We start from the raw sequence: 17,592 nt of genomic DNA on the forward strand, positions 1-17,592 counted from the left end.
ATAACGATAACCAGCCAGTTTCGGGAGAGTGCAATGGAAAAGACCTCAGTATCCGGCCGTGATCGCGCGTCCGGTGAGATGACACCAGACCAGGATTTCGTGCCCATGCGCAGCGACGTGGTGCGCTCACCGCGCATCCGTAAGATTCAGATCACCGCGATGCTGCTGTTGCTGTTTGCGGCCGTCATCAACTATCTGGATCGCAGCTCGCTGTCGGTGGCCAATATGACTATCCGTGAGGAGATGGGACTGAGCGCCACCGAAATCGGCGTTCTGCTCTCCGCTTTTTCGCTGGCTTATGGTCTGGCGCAGCTGCCGTGCGGTGCGCTGCTGGATCGCAAAGGGCCACGCATCATGCTCGGCATTGGCATGTTCATCTGGTCACTGTTTCAGGCGGCCTCTGGCCTGGTGCACAACTTCACCCAGTTTGTGCTGGTGCGCATCGGCCTCGGCATTGGCGAAGCGCCGATGAACCCGTGCGGCGTCAAAGTGATCAACGACTGGTTCAATATCAAAGATCGCGGCATGCCGATGGGGATGTTTAACGCCGCCTCGATGATTGGGCTGTCGGTTGCACCGCCGATTCTGGCGGCAATGATGCTGGTGATGGGCTGGCGGGGGATGTTTGTCACCATCGGCATCCTCGGCATCTTCCTCGCCATTGGCTGGTACATGGTCTATCGCGACCGCGATAACCGCACCCTGAGCGCCGAAGAGATCCACTATCTGCAGGCGGGCAGCGTGGCGTCACGCAAAGAGCCGATCAGCTTCAGGGAGTGGCGCGGCCTGTTTAAGCAGCGCACCATGTGGGGCATGATGATTGGCTTCAGCGGCATCAACTACACCGCCTGGCTCTATATCGCCTGGCTGCCGGGCTATCTGCAGTCGACTTATCACCTCGATCTCAAAAGCACGGGCCTGCTGGCGGCGATTCCGTTCCTGTTCGGCGCGGCGGGTATGCTGCTGAATGGCTATGTGGTCGATACGCTGGTACGCCGCGGGTTTAACGCGGTGAAAACCCGCAAAGTCTGCATCGTCAGCGGCATGCTGCTGTCAGCCGGATTTACCGCCGTTGTCACCCGCGCGACCGACACCACCAGCGCCGTGACGCTGATCGGCATGGCGCTGTTCTGTATCCACTTTGCCGGTACGTCGTGCTGGGGGCTGATCCACGCCAACGTTACCGCGCGCATGACCGCCTCGGTCGGCAGCATTCAGAACTTCGCCAGCTTTATCTTTGCCTCGTTTGCGCCGGTCATTACCGGCTGGGTGCTCGACACCACCCAATCGTTCAGCCTGGCGCTGATGATTTGCGCCTGTGTCACGCTCATCGGCGCCCTCGCCTATCTGCTGCTGGTGCGTAAGCCGATCACCGACGGCGAATAACCCCCGCTGACGGCGCGGCGGTCAGCTCAGCGTCGTCAGTGTAACCCCATGTTTCGCCCCGTAACGCTGAATACCGGCGATCACCTTCTCCGTGCTGAGCGGCGGTGGCGGTGGCAGCAGCGGTGCTCTTTCACGCAGCGCCGAGTCGAAGCGGGCAAAGGTAGCAAAATCGCGCGGGAACCGCTCTTCATCCACGCCGATGAAGACCCCCTCATCACGGGCATGGTCCAGCAGCGCCCGCCAGCGATCAATCTCCGCCAGCCCGATGCTGTCGGTGCCGTGAGAAAAGAGCATCATGTCGATATTGCGGAACGGCGGCTGTTTTTCCAGGAAGCGTTGCAGGGCCGCCGCTGACGGCTCGGTGCAGAACACCAGCCAGAACGGGATAGCCTGCTGTCGGATGCTGCTCCACGGGTCCATCAGCAGGAAACTGTCCACCGTCAGACGGGTCGGTAAAATACCGGCAGCCAGATACCAGTCACGATAGATCTCTGCCACCACATAACTCATCGCTTCCGGATCTTCATAGCGAATCTCCATCAGCTTCCAGTTCTGGGCTTCCGCCAGCTTTTTCAGTGGTGAGATGAGATAGCCATCCAGCCCCCACTCCGCTTCCGGCACCCGATCGGTGATGGCGGGCGGTGTCCAGCGCTCGCGGTCAACGCCATAACGTGCCAGATACTCCGCAACCCGCGGACCACCCTGTAAATACTCCTGCTCGGTTGCCCCGCCGAGCGCGCCAAACTGAAAGAAGGAGCGATCGCTGGTGCGCGTGACCGGCCACTGGCGGGTACAGTGATTAATGAACAGGGTGGATCCGGCAGGCAGGCTGCCCATCAGGAACTCGTTAAAGGCCAGCGGCAGGTCGCGCAGTTTCAGCCGGAAATAGCGCATCTGGTCCAGCATCAGCCGATCCTGATTGGGGTCCTGCATATGGTGAACCGCCAGCCGCGGCCAGGCCGAGAGCAGCGCAGCGGCAATCTCTTTACCCTCCTCAAAACCTGCCTGCGCATCATCGGGATCGCTGCTGGTTGCCCGCACCGGGCAGAGAAAGGTTTGTGGCAGCCAGGGCACGCCCATCGCCGCCGCCAGATGCATCAGCGCACCGTTCGACGAGCCGATAAAGGCGGCGGGATAATCCTGCTGGGGATACTCACTGACCATCCATTCGGCGATGCCCTCCACATCCAGCTCCCCCGCCTGGCGCAGGCTGATGCCCTCTGCCATCCCGCCCAGCGCGTAGCCCCACTCCCGCAGTCCGGTCGGCAGCCGGTTCAGCGACGGCAGCAGCCGATCCAGCGTCGGAGACTGGCTGGGACTGGCAAAGGGGCGATCGTGCAGCGCATTCGCCAGCGCCAGCAGCATCGCTGCGGCGGAGTCAAAACGGGCAATACCTTTCGGGGGTTTACTCATGCTGATTCTCCTGCTGAATGCGCGCCAGGAACGGGCGAATGGCGTGACAGAAACTCCACGGATAGACGTAATGCAGGGTGTGCGTGCCGTCGCGCAGTGTAATCAGTTCGCTGTGCGGCATCAGCGCGGCAAGCTCATCCAGCCAGCGTGCCGGACAGACCGGATCGCGCGAGCCGCGCAGCAGCAGCGTGGGCGCATTGATGTAGGTAAGGCGATGCTCGATGTGGTCGCGCATCATCTCACGCATCGTGCCAAAGGCGCGGCGCAGACCCGCTTTAGCGTAATCGATGCGGGCCAGCGGCCCCGGCGGTCGCCGGGTTTCCAGCCGGCCATTGCGCCAGTCGCGCCACAGCTGACGCGGCAGGCTGCGGGCATGGCGGTCCACTGTCGGACCCTGCAGCACCAGCCCCGCCACCGCCTGCGGATGCTTCACCGCCAGCGCGGCCAGAATCTGACAGCCAAACGAGTTACCGACCCAGATTGCGCGCTGAAAGCCGTTGTGCTGCAGCCATAACCAGAGCGCCTCCGCCTGCTGGTCGACTGACATCACCGGCGCAGAAGCGGGCAGCGTACTGGCTCCGAAACCAGGCAGGTCCGGCACCAGCACGTGATAGTCGCGGCTCAGCGCCAGCGCCAGCGGCTCCATCGCCCGGCCTGACATCACCAGTCCGTGGATCAGCACCACCGGCAGTCCCTTATCCTCATTGGGCGTGACCCGGGTGAACATCCGCCAGTCGCCCACCTGCTGAAAGTAACCGGCCATGCCGGCATGGTGGCTGCGCGGTGACACCGGCGGTGTCTGTTTCAGCTGCTGCCAGCGTTTCATGCCCCACAGGGTGGCCGCCACACCTAATCCCACGCCTGCCACCATCGCTGCCTGTTTTCGTCGCTGCTTCTGGATCATCCACTGCTCCTGTTTCGGGGAGAATAATTCAGTGTAGGCCGGGATCGGGTTGGCGGCGGTTTATCGGTGTCATGGCGAGGAAAAGTTCAGCGTGTCTCTTGCGGGGAGGCGGGACGCCGGAAAGCGTGTCTTCAGCCCCTGGATTCGCGGAGAGGGGAAAAGGCGCCAGCGCGCCTTTTCCCTCTTTTTACTGTGCTTTGCGATAGGGATCTTTGATTAATGCCACGGAGAACGCCCCAATCAGCAGCACGGCAGAGACCGCCAGCAGTGCCCAGGTAAATCCCCCGCTGCTCTGGCGGATATAGCCAATAAGGGAGGGGCCGACAAAGCCGCCCAGATTCCCGACAGAGACGATCATCGCTAATCCACCTGCCGCTGCGCTGCCGGTAAGAAAGCCCGAAGGGAGAGCCCAGAATGAGGCCTGAAAAGCGAGAATGCCGCTGACGGTAAAGCAGAGTGCCAGCATCTTCAGAACGGGCTCATTCACGACGGCGCTGCAGGCCAGCGCAAAGGCGGCGATAACGAGTGCACCACTGATCCAGCGAATGCGATGTCCGGAGGCATTGGCCCGCCGTGCCCAGAACAGCATGCTGAACGCGGCACAAATGTAGGGTAATGCGGTCAGGAAACCGGTGGTGGTGTGGCTGACGCCAAGCTGGCGGATGATCTGCGGCATCCACAGGCCCACCCCGATCGAACCGACAATCCCGCAGAAGTTAATAAACGCCAGCAGATAAAGCAGCGGATTCCGCAGCGCATCGCGCAGGCTGGAACCATGTGCTTTTTCAATCTGCTGTTGCTCGTTCTTCAGTCGTCTGCTCAGCAGGGACTTTTCCGTGTCGCTAAGCCAGTTTGCCTTCTCCGGGCGGTCGTTAAGGAAGAAGAGGCACAGCACGCCGAGGATCACCGCCGGGAACCCTTCCAGCAGCAGCAGCCACTGCCAGTTACGGATATGTTCATGCCCGGTGATTTGCATCAGCATCCCCGATAAGGGAGCGCCGATGATATTGGCCACGGGGATCCCGACTAAAAAGGCGGCCGTAATTTTTGCGCGCCAGCTTCCGGGGAACCAGTATGTGAAGAACAGGTAAATACCGGGCGTGAATCCGGCTTCGGCCACCCCCAGACAAAAACGGGCAAAGGCAAAGCTCAGGGGGCCGGACACGAAGGCGGTCGCCATGGAGATGAGTCCCCATGAGATCATGATGCGGGCAATCCAGATACGGGCGCCCACTTTTTGCATGATCAGGTTGCTGGGCACTTCAAACAGAAAATAGCCGATAAAAAACATCCCGGCGCCGAATCCGAACTGCTCAGCCGTGATGCCCAGATCGGCATTCATGCCCAGCGCCGCAAAGCTGACGTTGGTGCGATCCAGATAACTGACGACATAACAGATGAAAATAAAAGGCAGGATACGGCGAAACGCTTTACCGGCTGCCTGTTCACTTTGTTCAAAATCCTTTTGATTCATCTCTTCACGATCGCCGGACACGGTTTCCGGCTCCGCAGGTGAGCCAGTGCTTACAGTATGCAGATTCATGAGTGCCTCCGCTGCGTTCAGAGAACGCAGAGTTGTTCTTAGAGAAATGCAGTGGACATAAAGGACAGTGGATGGCCGGGCGTCTTCATTGAACAGGTAAGAATGCTGCCGCTGACCGATTCGGTAATAAACAGTTGCTGTAAATTTTCGCCACCAAAGCAGAGGTTGGTGGTGGAGCGTCCGGCGGGACTGGTGAGGATTTCGGCAGGCTCAGCCAGATCGTTTAGCAGCCAGACGCGGCCCAGCCCCGGATTGGCAATCAGTAGCTCACCCTGCGCGTTGATGGCCAGTCCATCGGGACCGCTGGGCCCGTGCGAGGTAAAATATTGACTCACTTTGCTGACCGACCCATCACGCTGAAGCGGCACGCGCCAGATGGCGTTGCCGCGCGTCATCGCGACATAAAGCACTTTTTCATCTGGCGACAGAACCAGCCCGTTTGGGCTTGGACAGTTATCCAGCAGGATATCCAGTCGTCCGTCCTGGCTGAGACGATAAACACGGCCAGTCGGATCGTGAAGTCCCGTCTGACCCTGATCGGTGAAATAGAGGTTTCCCCGGCTGTCGGGCGTTAAATCGTTCACACCGCGAAAGCTCTCACTGTGGCGGCGAGGCAGCCACGGCGTCACGTCCTGCGTTTTAAGCGAGAGCTTCATTAGCCCGTGATGATAATCTGTAATCAGAAGGGTATCCGGATCGACGAGTTTCATGCCGTTCGGTTCGCCATCATATTGCACGACGAGATCCCAGTTGCCTGCCATATCGACCCGGAATATCCGGCCATACGGGATATCGGTCAGGTACAGACAACCGGAAGGGTGCCAGACCGGCCCTTCCAGAAAAGAGTCGGTAAGCTGTCCTCCACGATTGGCGGCAGCCCAGACATTATTGCGATCAGGGGAACGAAAGTGGTCGGGCAGCCGGGTAAAAATTGATGTCTCCCTGACATCCGCCTGCGTCAGATAAGTCATAGAATGGTGTCCTTTTCAGTGAATCCCTTAACCCGGCTGACACAATCCGTGCGCACGTGTGCGTCTCTGTGGTGAATCAGCGGTGTCTCATCAGCGAACATAGCCTGCCTCACAGTCTGTTTTACTAAGTAAAACTCAGGTGTACATGATGAAATCACTATATCGACGACACTGGCGCTGATGCCAGTGTTATGAGCTTGTTTATTATGTAAACAAGATGTCACTCACAAATTATGCCGACATGTACCGGCCAGTTCATGAACCGCAGACGGGCGAAAAGCGAAAAAGGCTGAAGCCGCTTTTTAAAATGATGATGAAAAAAGGTTGAAGTCGAATATAAAAAATAAAATTTTCAATCTCTTATACCCGGAGGAGAATGATGACCTGTCACGTCAAATACGTTATCGATCCCTGTCAGATAAGCGAATTTGAAAATTATGCTTCGGAATGGAACCGATCCAGGGTTTAAGAAAGGGAACGGAGAAACGGAGGCGGCAACCTGAACAGACCTCAGGCGTAGAAAAAGCGGGTTTCAGTCAGCGGAAGCAAAACAGAGAGGTGATAATCACCGGTCGATCCCTGACCGCGATTATCGAGGGTTTCCTGCGGGGTGCTCAGGAGATGGCACCCGGCGGTACGTGTTTGAACGTCTCAACGTAAGCACGGAACACGTATTTGAAAATGCGTTTCATGGAGCACCTGATTCAAATTAAGTTGAAGAAATACTGAAAAAGTATAACTTCTGTGCGTTTTAACAGCAAATAAATTTGAACCCGATCACAAAACTACGGCTTCCCGCGCCATAAAACCTATGCGGTGTAGCCGAGATGCTGCAGCAGAATAGTGGAACCAACGGCAATTAAGACGAGGCCACCGAGCACCTCCGCCCATTTACCCAGCACCGGACCAATAAAGCGCCCGACCAGGACACCGGTCGTCGCCATTACCGTGGTCGCGGCACCAATCGTCAGCGCGGTGGTGATGATGTTCACCTGTAAAAAGGCCAGGCCAACGCCGACCGCCAGCGCATCAAGGCTGGTGGCTACCGCAGTGGTCGCCAGTACCACAAAGCCGTGGCTTTTTGGCGCTTCACAGGGTTCGGCAGCCGCAGTCTGACGGAAGCCTTCCATCATCATACGGCCACCCAGGAACGCCAGCAGTGTAAACGCGACCCAGTGGTCCCACGCCATGATGTAACGGCTGGCTGCCAGGCCGAGTGCCCAGCCAATCAGCGGAGTCAGTGCTTCAATAGAGCCGAAAATCAGACCGGTGCGCAGCGCTTCTTTAAAACCAGGACGATGCAGCGTCGCACCTTTGCCCAGCGCAGCAGCAAATGCGTCCATCGACATACCCAGCGCAAGAATTAACGTAGCAATAAAGGTCATGATTTATTCACCTGGGGCGAAAAAGCGGCTATTCACGCTGAATTCACCACACAAAGTGTTCAGTTATGAAAAAGTGCGCGCAGTCTACCATGCAAACCCGCAGATAAAAAGACAGCAAAATCAGGGATTTAAGTATAGCAAAGGCTATAACTCTTATCTTCCGCTATGAATGGACCTAAGTCGATGGTGGCAAAGCGTTTTCTGGCCACTCTGAGTGCCTGAATCCCCGCTCCCTTCGCCTTTGCGCCCGATACCGCCATTGAACCGCGCGACCAATTACCGGAAAATGCCGGGCTGATAATGATGGGATACCGGTAATGAATAACCCTTTTGAAACGTTGATCGTGCCTGGTGGCATTCTGCTGCTGGGTTTTCTCTCGGCGCTGCTGCTGCCCGCCCCTGCCTTCAGCCTGACCGTGGCGCAGCATCTGCTGCAGCTGTTCCATCTGCAGGATCTTAATCAGCTTTACACGGTCGTGTTCTGTATCTGGTTTTTACTGCTGGGCGCGCTGGAGTTTTTCGTTATCCGCTTTGTCTGGCGTCGCTGGTTCAGGGCCTGACGGCACAATGGGCGTCCACCAGCGCTTTTAGTTGTCCGGCGCTGCGGGCATAGCCTTCGCGCGGCAGATGTGCCGCGCCCAGCAACAGGCCTGCGCAGCGCTGATCCGCATCCTGATACCAGACTGACAGCGGCGAGGGTGCCATCCCCCACTCTGCCGCCTGCTGAGCAATAAGCTGGTCCGGGGAACCGGAGGGCAGGCGAACGATCACCGCCAGCCCGGCGCGCTGCAGGTCCGGAAAATGGGGGTGCAGCGCAGCAACCATCTGCTCCAGCCGCTCGTGATACACACGCTTCATCCGCCGCAGATGCCGCATGAAGTGACCTTCCCGCAGAAACTCCGCGACCGCATTGTGCAGCAATCCTGCCGATGCCGGTGCCAGTAACGCGCACACCTCACCGAACCGGGCAGCCAGTGCGGGCGGCACCACCATAAAACCGAGCCGCAGCTGTGGCGTCAGCGTCTTGCTGAACGTGCCGATATGCAGGACCCGTCCCTCGCTGTCGAGTGCGGCCAGCGCTGGCGCGGCGCGATGACCAGGCTGGAGCTCACCCAGATAGTCATCTTCAATAATCCAGCGCTGTTCGCGGCTGGCCCACTCAAGCAGGGCATGGCGGCGCGCCAGACTCATCGTCATGCCAAGCGGTGCCTGCTGGCCCGGCGTCACCAGCGCGAAAGCGGCGTCCGGCGCACGCGTCACCCCGGCAGCGACCTGCATCCCCTCCTCGTCGACCGGCACCGCAACCGGGCTGACCCGCAACGCTTCCACCGCGCCGCGCGCCAGCCAGAATCCGGGATCTTCCAGCCAGGCGGTTTTGCCCTGAAAATCCATCGCCAGGCCAATCAGCCCCATCGCGCCTGCATAGCCACTGGTAATGATGATCTGCTCCGCCTGACAGCGCAGACCGCGCGCCACCGCCAGATAGGCCACCAGCGCCTGACGCAGTGCCAGACTGCCACGCGGATCGGGATAGCTGGCTGGCCGGCTGACCTGCATTCGCGCCTGCCGCTGCAGGATGCGCAGCCAGACTTTGGCCGGGAACGCATCGCTGGCGGGCGTCCCCATCTGGAAGGTTAGCGGCGGGGCATCAAACGCCTCGATCCCTTCAGAGTGCGGCGGAAGGCACCCGGCATCGGATCGGACCGATTTTAATGGCGGCAGGGTGCTGACGAAGGTGCCCGCCGCGCCCCGGGTCTCCAGAAACTGACCATCGGCCAGCATGTCATAACCGGCACGGACGGTGCCGCGGGCAACACCGAGCTGCGCGGCCAGATCGCGACAGGAAGGCAGACGCGCCCCCGGCTGTAAACGGCCTTCACCAATCGCCTGCTCAATCAGCTGGCGCAGCTGTTCGCTCAGACCACGCGACGTACCGCGCTGCAGCGTCAGCGAGAAAAGGGGCGATGGACCAGTCAGACTCTCATTTTTTGGCACTTTATCTGCTCCATTCAAAGGCCGAAAATCGCCTCATCAATCCCAGGAGGCAATAAGATGAGCGAACGTATCGATTTTCACCAGGCAGCACCGGCAGGCATGAAAGCACTGAGCGGCATATACGGTTATCTGTCACAAACCGATCTGCCGCTCACTTTACTGGAACTGCTGTTCCTGCGCATATCGCAGATTAACGGCTGCGCTTACTGCATTGATATGCATACAAAAGCGCTGAACAAGGCGGGGATCGGCTGGGATAAAATTGTACTGACGTCGGTCTGGCACGAATCCGGCACCCTGTTCAGTGAAAAAGAGAAAGCGGCCCTGCAGTGGGCGGAGTGCCTGACGCTGATTGCACAGCATGGTGCGCCGGAAACAAGTTATACCGCGCTGAGGGAGCACTTCAGTGACAAAGCGATTGTCGATCTGAACATCGCCATTGGCCTGATGAACACCTACAACCGCATGGCGATAAGTCTGAAAAAGCTGCCTGCCAGTGCGAATGCGTCATAAGTGAAACCGATGCGTGCGCCGCTGCGCGCGCATTTTCAGACTCACAAAAATGTAACATTATTTTTACACAAGAGCCTATCTGGCTGCTTTATCAACAATTCAAACTATTCCGCATTGCATAATAAATCGCTAAAATTCAGATAATTAAATAATTCCGCACCGTTCATATCGATTCTGCCGTTGCACCATCATGGCGCTTTTCCGCAACATCCTTTCCGGGTTAACCCCCTGACTTAACAATAAAAAATCCCTAATCGCGCAGCCATGCTGATGATTAATTCTTATGCTGAATCATTTCTGCATTTAAAAAATAAACAAATGTTTAATTCAGGGGTGAGAATGTTATATTCGGATGACAAAGCATAACGTGCAGTTAACCCGTTATCACCGCTTTAACCTATACCTGAGACTTAACCTTTGAGAAATAGCGCAACGCGCTCGCAAGAAGCGTGACTATTTCGCCTGCAAAACTGTTGGGCTTCAGGTCAACAGAAGAGGAGATGTCGCCTCATGTGCAATTCAGCTGTAAACCTTGCGCTCGCGATGAGTGCCATGGCAAAGGACACCACTATCGCGCAGGAGCGCAAAGACGTTGACGTGCTGCTGATTGGCGCAGGTGTGATGAGCGCTACACTCGGTGCATGGCTGCAGGATTTAGCGCCGGACTGGTCCATCGAAATGGTGGAGCGGCTGGACAGCGTGGCCGAGGAGTCGTCCAACGGCTGGAATAACGCCGGCACCGGTCATGCCGCCCTGGCCGAGCTGAACTATACGCCGCAGCAGGCGGATGGCAGCATCGACATCTCTAAAGCGGTGACGATCAACGAATCGTTCCAGATTTCCCGCCAGTTCTGGGCCTATCAGGTCCAGAAAGGCAATCTGCGCAATCCCAAAAGCTTTATTCACAGCACGCCACACATGAGTTTTGTCTGGGGAGACGACAACGTCGAATTCCTGCGCAAACGCTATCAGGCGTTGCAGAAAAGCACCCTGTTCCGGGGCATGGCCTACTCCGAAGATCCGCAGCAGATTGCGCGCTGGATCCCGCTGGTCATGAATGGCCGCGATCGCCGTCAGAAAGTGGCCGCGACCTGGACGGAGATGGGCACCGATGTGAACTTCGGTGAAGTAACGCGTCAGCTGATCGCCTCCTTAGAGAAGAAGCCGAACTTCCGCCTGCGTCTGCGTCAGGAAGTGCGTGACCTGAAGCAGCTTGCTGACGGGCGCTGGCAGGTGACGCTGCAGTGTCTGAACAGCGGCAACCGCCGCACGCTGACAGCGGGCAAAATCTTTATCGGCGCTGGCGGCGCGGCATTGCCGCTGCTGCAGAAGGCCGGTATCCCGGAAGCGAACGGCTACGCCGGATTCCCGGTAGGGGGTTCGTTCCTGGTGACGGAAAATCCGCAGGTAGTGGCGCAGCATATGGCCAAGGTCTACGGCAAAGCCAGCGTCGGCGCACCGCCGATGTCCGTGCCGCACGTTGACACCCGCGTACTGGATGGCAAGCAGGTGCTGCTGTTTGGCCCGTTCGCCACCTTCTCCACCAAGTTCCTGAAGCAGGGTTCGCTGATGGATATGTTCACCTCTCTGAACAGCAGCAACATGCTGCCGATGGTGAAAGTGGGGCTGAAAAGTTTCGATCTGGTGAAATACCTGATGGATCAGGTGCTGCAAAGCGATCGCGACCGTATGGACGCCCTGCGCGCCTATGTGCCGCAGGCGAAGCAGGAGGACTGGCGGTTAGTGACGGCCGGTCAGCGTGTGCAGATCATCAAGAAGGATGAGAAAGAGGGTGCTGTATTGCGCCTCGGCACCGAAGTGGTCGCCTCACAGGATGGGACGATTTCAGCACTGCTGGGCGCCTCACCGGGCGCCTCGACAGCGGCACCGATTATGCTGGAACTGCTGCATAAGGTCTGTCCTGAGCAGATGGCCACACCGGAATGGCAGAATAAAATCCGCGCCGTCATCCCTTCATGGGGCCGTAAGCTGAACGGTGACGTGGCCCTGACAGAGAAAGTGTTGGCCGAAACCAGCCGTATTCTGCAGCTCGACTACTCGCCGGTGACACCGATGGCGGCAAACGATGAAGGACGTGAAACCGCGTTCGTTGTCGGTAAGTAATTCCGCACCGCTGATAAAAAGGCTCCGCACAGCGGGGCCTTTTTTATTGGGCGGTTGCCTGGTCGTCTTGGGGTTTCTCTATTAGGGTTAAGAGATCTTTTAGCTGAACACTCAGGAGGAAAAGGCATGTCTTACTCCCCTGCTTCACCGGAATTCACGCTGCTTGACCGCTACTGGCGGGCGGCGAACTACCTCTCCGTCGGGCAGATCTACCTGATGGATAACCCGCTGTTGCGCGAGCCACTCAGGCCGGAACATATCAAACCGCGCCTGCTGGGCCACTGGGGCACCACGCCAGGGCTGAATTTTATCTATGCCCACCTCAACCGGATTATCCGGCAGCAAAATCTGAACATGATCTACATCTGCGGACCCGGGCACGGCGGCCCCGGCATGGTGGCTAACACCTGGCTGGAGGGCAGCTACAGCGAAATTTATCCGCACATCAGCCAGGATGCGGCGGGCATGCAGCGCCTGTTTAAACAGTTCTCCTTCCCGGGCGGCATTCCCAGCCACGCGGCCCCGGAGACGCCCGGCTCAATTCATGAAGGGGGGGAGCTGGGCTATTCGCTCTCTCATGCATTTGGCGCGGCTTTCGATAATCCCGACCTGGTGGTGCCCTGCGTCATCGGCGACGGCGAAGCGGAAACCGGACCGCTGGCGTCCAGCTGGCACGGCATTAAATTCCTCAATCCGCAACGTGATGGCGCGGTGTTACCTATTCTGCATCTCAACGGCTACAAGATTGCTAACCCGACGCTGCTGGGTCGCAGCAGCGATGAAGATCTGCGACAGCTGTTCAGCGGTTACGGCTATGAACCGCTGTTTGTCAGCGGGCATGAGCCGGAGAAAATGCATCCGCTGATGGCGGAAGCGCTGGACAATGCTCTGGCAAAAATCACCGCCTTCCAGCGTGAGGCGCGCCAGGGCAACGCCAAGACCGATGTGCCGCGCTGGCCGATGATTATCCTGCGCAGCCCCAAAGGCTGGACCGGCCCCAAAACGGTCGACGGCAAAAAAGTAGAGGATTTCTGGCGGGCGCATCAGGTGCCGGTCGCCGCCTGTCGTGAAGATGAAGGTCATCGTCAGATTCTGGAAACGTGGATGCGAAGCTACCAGCCGGATGATCTGTTCGATGAACAGGGTCGCCTGAAGCCGGAGCTGCAGGCGCTGGCGCCGGAGGGCGACAAGCGCATGGGGGCTTCGCCTTACGCTAATGGCGGCCTGCTGCGCCGTGAGCTGGAGACGCCGGAGCTCGCCGCGTTTGCCTGCGAGGTCGGCGAACCGGGTTCACAGATGGCGCAGGCCACCGAGCATCTGGGACGCTACCTCAGCGTGCTGTTTCAGCGAAACCGCGACAACTTCCGGCTGTTTGGCCCGGATGAGACCGCCTCAAACCGCCTGACGCCGGTCTTCGACGTGACCAGCCGCACCTGGCTGGAAAGAACAGAGCCCTATGACGAGCAGCTGGCGCGCGATGGCCGCGTCATGGAAATTCTCAGTGAGCATCAGTGTCAGGGCTGGCTGGAGGGCTATCTCCTGACCGGCCGTCACGGGCTGTTCAACTGCTATGAAGCCTTTATCCACATTATCGATTCCATGTTTAACCAGCATGCCAAGTGGCTGAAAGTCACGCGTAAGCTGGGCTGGCGTAAACCCATCTCCTCACTCAACTATCTGCTCTCTTCGCACGTCTGGCGCCAGGACCACAATGGCTACAGCCATCAGGACCCCGGCTTTATCGATCACGTTGCCAATAAGAAAGCGGACATCGTGCGTATCTATCTGCCGCCCGATGCCAATACGCTGCTCTGGGTAGGCGACCACTGTCTGCGCACCTGGGACCGCATTAATGTCATTGTGGCGGGCAAACAGCCTGCGCCGCAGTGGCTCCACATGGCCAGTGCCATAACCCACTGCGAAGCGGGCATGGGCGAATGGCGCTGGGCGGGCACCACGCCCGATAATGCACAGCCGGATGTGGTGATGGCCTGTGCCGGTGATGTGCCCACCATGGAAACCCTGGCGGCCGTCGATCTGCTGCGCGAGATGCTGCCTGAACTGCGGATCCGGGTGGTAAACGTGGTCGATTTAATGGCGCTGCAGACGCAGGATCAGCACCCGCATGGCAAATCCGACGCGGAATTTGATGCGCTGTTTACGCAGGATAAACCGGTGATTTTTGCCTTCCACGGCTATCCGACGCTGGTGCATCGCCTGACCTATCAGCGCACCAATCATCGCAACTTCCACGTGCGTGGCTTCAATGAAGAGGGCACCACCACCACGCCATTTGATATGACGGTGCTCAACGAGCTGGACCGCTATCATCTGGCGCAGGAGGCGATTCTGCGCGTGCCCGGGCTGGCGGATGCTCATCCCGCGCTGCTGGAGGATTTGCAGCAGCGTCTGGCCGCGCATCACCAGTATGTCCGCGAACATGGCGAGGATCTGCCGGAGGTGCAGAACTGGAAATGGCCATCCGCCACTGCACCAGGCGCGCCTGACTAAGCGGCCTGCAGCGCGTCGGTCACCATCCAGACGGTGGTCGCCACCAGCGACAGCGCCATCAGGCTGTTAAACAGCTGGCGCTTCCAGGCAATCTGCAGATGGCTGCGCAGGCGGTCGCCCAGCGCAGCCCAGATCAGGATGCAGGGCAGATTAAGCAGCATGAAGCAGATCATCACCGTGACGACGCCGCTGCTGGCGCTGTAGAGCAGTGCCACGTTGCTGGCCATCAGCCAGGCTTTGGGGTTAATCGCCTGGAAACAGGCGCCACCCAGCAGCGTCATCGGCTGCGGCCGGGTGCGCGTTTCGGGAGCGGCAGCACGAAAGATCTTCCAGGAGAGCCACAACAGATAGGTGCAGCCTGCCAGCGTCAGCGGCAGGCGAATCGCCGACATCCAGTGCAGCAGCACCTCCAGCGCCATTCCGGCAATCACCGTTTGCACCGCACAGCCCAGTAAAATGCCGAACATCATCGGCAGGGTGCGACGCATGCCAAAATTGACCCCGGAGGTCGCCAGCAACAGATTGTTCGGGCCTGGCGTAATCGACATGACGGTGACATAACTGAAGAAAGAGGGATCAAGCATAGTGGCGCTCCTGAAAGTGGACAGAGCTCTATGCTACGGCGCGGAAAAGAATGGTAACAGTGACACAAAATCACTATTGTGATGGTTACAGTTTACGTTTGCAGTAATTGTACCCATCCAATCCGGAGGCTACTGTGTCCCTTGCTCCCTCTTCCGATCAGCGTCTTTATCAGCAGCTGGCGGACAGCTTCGCTGAGGCTATCCACCAGGGCACGCTGAAACCTGGCAAACGCCTGCCAGCGATCCGGCGTGTCGCTCAGTCCCATCAGGTCAGTGTGAATACGGTGCTGAATGCCTGGCAGCTGCTGGAAGATCGCGGTCTGATTGAGGCCCGGCCGCAGTCGGGCTACTACGTGCGCGGCGTGCTGCCCGCCGTGACCCGTCACGGTGAGCATAAGACCCGGGTACGCGACCCCGGCAGCGGTAAACTCGACCTGATTGATAAGGTGTTTGCCGCACAGAACCATCCCGACTACGTCAATATCTCGCTGGCCTGCCCGCAGGACAGTGAACTTTTCCCTGCGACCCGCATCGCCCGGATCACGGCTTCACTGCTGCGCCGTCATCCCAATCTGATCGGGCGCTATGCGCTTCCGCCCGGTAGTGAGCGCTTACGGGAGGAGATTGCGCGCCGGGCGCTGCACGCCGGACAGCGGCTGACCGCCGATGAGATCACCCTGACCCACGGCTGCATGGAAGCCCTTCAGCTGGCATTACGTGCGGTCACGCAGCCCGGCGACTGTGTCGGGCTGGAGTCGCCGACCTACTTCTTCCTGTTTCCACTGCTGGCGTCGCTGGGCCTTAAAGCGCTGGAAATCCCCACCGATCCGCAGCATGGCCTGTCGCTGGATGCGCTGGAGATGCTGCTGCAGGAGCAGCGCATCAAGGCACTGATTGCCATGCCCGGTGTGCAGAACCCGCTGGGCTGCGGCATGTCGCTGGCAAACAAGAAGCGGCTGGCAAAGTTAGTGAATACTTACCATATTCCGCTGATCGAAGATGGACTGTATGACGAGTTGCAGTTCGACTGGCCCCTCTCGCCCGCTGTGAAAGCGTTTGATCGCGATGGCTGGGTAATCTACTGCACCAGCTTCACCAAAACCGTGGCACCCGACTTCCGGATTGGCTGGACCGCTGCCGGCCGTTTTCACGACGCGATTGCCCGGCTCAAAGCGGTTTCGTCGATGGCTGAATCGGCCCTGCTGTCAGAAACACTGGCGGAGTTTCTTGCGTCCGGCGGTTACGATCACCACCTGCGCACCCTGCGCCGTCGCTACGCAGCCAATCTGGATGAGGCGCGGGGACTGATCGCCCGCTACTTCCCGCAGGGCACCCGCGCCACGCTGCCGCGCGGAGGATTCGTCTTCTGGGTCGAGTTACCCGGCAACGTGAAGACCACGGAGATGTTTGACCGGCTGCTGCAGGAGCAGATCTGCGTCACGCCTGGCGCGCTCTATTCCCTGAGCGAGCGTTACAACCATGCGCTGCGTCTCTCCTGCTGTTATCCGTTTGATGCGCGCTATAGCAGAGCGATTCAGCGCGCCGGAGAGATTGCCTGTGAACTGTCAGGACTCCCGGCTGGCGAGGCTCAGGGCGTCCCGTTGCGGCCCCAGACAGTGTAACCACGCCGTTCGGTCAGGCGCTCGTAATAGGTGCGAACCGCCGGATAATCGGGATGCTCAAGCGGCGTCTCAAACCAGCGGTTTACCGCCAGACCAATCGGAATGTCGGCCAGGGTGAAATTGCGTCCGGCAACGTAGCGACCGGTTTTTTCCAGCTGCTGATTAAGGATGCTCATGGTGTGCGCCCAGCCTTTGCAGGCCGCTGCCAGCAGGCGCGGATCCTGATGAGCCGGAGAGTTTCTTACCAGCGACATGAAAGCGTAGCGCCAGGAGGTATTCAGTTCTGTGGCCTGCCAGTCCATCCACTGATCGACCGGTGCACGCGCCTGCGGATTGGGCGGATAAAGCCATTCGCCGCCATAGGCATTCGCCAGATAGCGCAGAATGGCGTTAGATTCCCAGATGACCAGGTCATCATCTTTCAGCACCGGCACCATCGCATTCGGATTGAGTGCCATGAACTCCGGCAGATGCGTGGAGCGAAAACCGTCGCCCCACTCTTCGCGCTGGTAATCCAGATCCAGCTCGTCACACAGCCATAATGCTTTGCGCACGTTGATTGAGGAGGCGCGTCCCAGGATCGTTAGCATGCAGAGTCTCCGGTAGAATCTTTAACTTATTGATAACGCTGTTAGCTGTTA

At 58.7% G+C, this 17,592-nt stretch carries 15 protein-coding genes; 6 read left to right on the forward strand and 9 right to left on the reverse strand.

Annotation, left to right across the window (positions count from 1 at the left end):
* The first annotated feature begins 33 nt into the window (after window positions 1-33).
* The gene (locus AC6I7A_RS18600) at window positions 34-1,386 is read left to right on the forward strand and encodes an MFS transporter (protein ID WP_058956916.1); all 1,353 of its coding nucleotides are present in this window, start codon (window positions 34-36) and stop codon (window positions 1,384-1,386) included.
* A gap of 21 nt (window positions 1,387-1,407) precedes the next feature.
* On the opposite strand, the gene AC6I7A_RS18605 is transcribed toward AC6I7A_RS18600, so the two are convergent.
* From AC6I7A_RS18605 to mntP, 6 genes are all read right to left on the reverse strand, one after another.
* Window positions 1,408-2,799, reverse strand: coding sequence for a hypothetical protein (locus AC6I7A_RS18605; RefSeq protein ID WP_058956915.1), 1,392 nt, complete (start codon window positions 2,797-2,799; stop codon window positions 1,408-1,410).
* Window positions 2,792-3,703 (reverse strand): alpha/beta fold hydrolase, encoded by a 912-nt coding sequence (locus tag AC6I7A_RS18610; RefSeq protein ID WP_058956914.1) that lies wholly within the window; start codon window positions 3,701-3,703, stop codon window positions 2,792-2,794. Before AC6I7A_RS18610 ends, AC6I7A_RS18605 begins: the two co-directional genes overlap by 8 nt.
* Before the next feature lie 187 nt (window positions 3,704-3,890).
* Entirely contained in the window at window positions 3,891-5,246 is a 1,356-nt protein-coding gene (locus tag AC6I7A_RS18615; RefSeq protein ID WP_058956913.1) for an MFS transporter, read from the reverse strand.
* A 38-nt stretch (window positions 5,247-5,284) separates the two neighbouring features.
* Window positions 5,285-6,217, reverse strand: coding sequence for an SMP-30/gluconolactonase/LRE family protein (locus tag AC6I7A_RS18620; protein WP_058956912.1), 933 nt, complete (start codon window positions 6,215-6,217; stop codon window positions 5,285-5,287).
* Window positions 6,218-6,831: 614 nt separating this feature from the next.
* Window positions 6,832-6,909 carry a stress response protein AzuC gene (gene azuC, locus AC6I7A_RS18625; protein WP_111207900.1) on the reverse strand — a complete coding sequence of 26 codons (78 nt, stop codon included), beginning with the start codon at window positions 6,907-6,909 and terminating at the stop codon, window positions 6,832-6,834.
* A 117-nt stretch (window positions 6,910-7,026) separates the two neighbouring features.
* Window positions 7,027-7,602 (reverse strand): manganese efflux pump MntP, encoded by a 576-nt coding sequence (gene mntP, locus AC6I7A_RS18630; RefSeq protein WP_058956910.1) that lies wholly within the window; start codon window positions 7,600-7,602, stop codon window positions 7,027-7,029.
* Between the two features lie 317 nt (window positions 7,603-7,919).
* Between mntP and AC6I7A_RS18635 the strand changes: the two genes are divergently transcribed.
* Entirely contained in the window at window positions 7,920-8,162 is a 243-nt protein-coding gene (locus AC6I7A_RS18635; RefSeq protein WP_009087958.1) for a DUF1158 domain-containing protein, read from the forward strand.
* On the opposite strand, the gene pdxR is transcribed toward AC6I7A_RS18635, so the two are convergent.
* Window positions 8,152-9,597 (reverse strand): MocR-like pyridoxine biosynthesis transcription factor PdxR, encoded by a 1,446-nt coding sequence (pdxR, locus tag AC6I7A_RS18640; RefSeq protein ID WP_058956909.1) that lies wholly within the window; start codon window positions 9,595-9,597, stop codon window positions 8,152-8,154. The genes AC6I7A_RS18635 and pdxR overlap by 11 nt on opposite strands.
* A 57-nt stretch (window positions 9,598-9,654) precedes the next feature.
* On the opposite strand from pdxR, the gene AC6I7A_RS18645 reads away from it, so the two are divergent.
* The 3 genes from AC6I7A_RS18645 to AC6I7A_RS18655 all read left to right on the forward strand — a co-directional run bounded on the left by AC6I7A_RS18645 (window position 9,655) and on the right by AC6I7A_RS18655 (window position 14,745).
* Window positions 9,655-10,110, forward strand: a complete 456-nt coding sequence (locus AC6I7A_RS18645) for a carboxymuconolactone decarboxylase family protein (RefSeq protein ID WP_058956908.1) — start codon at window positions 9,655-9,657, stop codon at window positions 10,108-10,110.
* A gap of 510 nt (window positions 10,111-10,620) precedes the next feature.
* Window positions 10,621-12,234 carry a malate dehydrogenase (quinone) gene (mqo, locus tag AC6I7A_RS18650; protein ID WP_058956907.1) on the forward strand — a complete coding sequence of 538 codons (1,614 nt, stop codon included), beginning with the start codon at window positions 10,621-10,623 and terminating at the stop codon, window positions 12,232-12,234.
* Window positions 12,235-12,360: 126 nt separating this feature from the next.
* The gene (locus AC6I7A_RS18655) at window positions 12,361-14,745 is read left to right on the forward strand and encodes a phosphoketolase family protein (protein ID WP_058956906.1); all 2,385 of its coding nucleotides are present in this window, start codon (window positions 12,361-12,363) and stop codon (window positions 14,743-14,745) included.
* On the opposite strand, the gene AC6I7A_RS18660 is transcribed toward AC6I7A_RS18655, so the two are convergent.
* Window positions 14,742-15,329: a LysE family translocator gene (locus AC6I7A_RS18660; protein WP_058956905.1), complete on the reverse strand. Its 588-nt coding sequence runs from the start codon at window positions 15,327-15,329 to the stop codon at window positions 14,742-14,744. The genes AC6I7A_RS18655 and AC6I7A_RS18660 overlap by 4 nt on opposite strands.
* 134 nt (window positions 15,330-15,463) lie before the next feature.
* On the opposite strand from AC6I7A_RS18660, the gene AC6I7A_RS18665 reads away from it, so the two are divergent.
* A complete protein-coding gene (locus tag AC6I7A_RS18665; protein WP_058956904.1) occupies window positions 15,464-16,951 on the forward strand; it encodes an aminotransferase-like domain-containing protein in 1,488 nt (495 codons plus the stop codon).
* On the opposite strand, the gene AC6I7A_RS18670 is transcribed toward AC6I7A_RS18665, so the two are convergent.
* Window positions 16,918-17,541, reverse strand: a complete 624-nt coding sequence (locus tag AC6I7A_RS18670) for a glutathione S-transferase family protein (RefSeq protein ID WP_058956903.1) — start codon at window positions 17,539-17,541, stop codon at window positions 16,918-16,920. The genes AC6I7A_RS18665 and AC6I7A_RS18670 overlap by 34 nt on opposite strands.
* Between the last annotated feature and the right edge of the window lie 51 nt (window positions 17,542-17,592).

The sequence above is a fragment of the Type-F symbiont of Plautia stali genome (assembly GCF_059731105.1).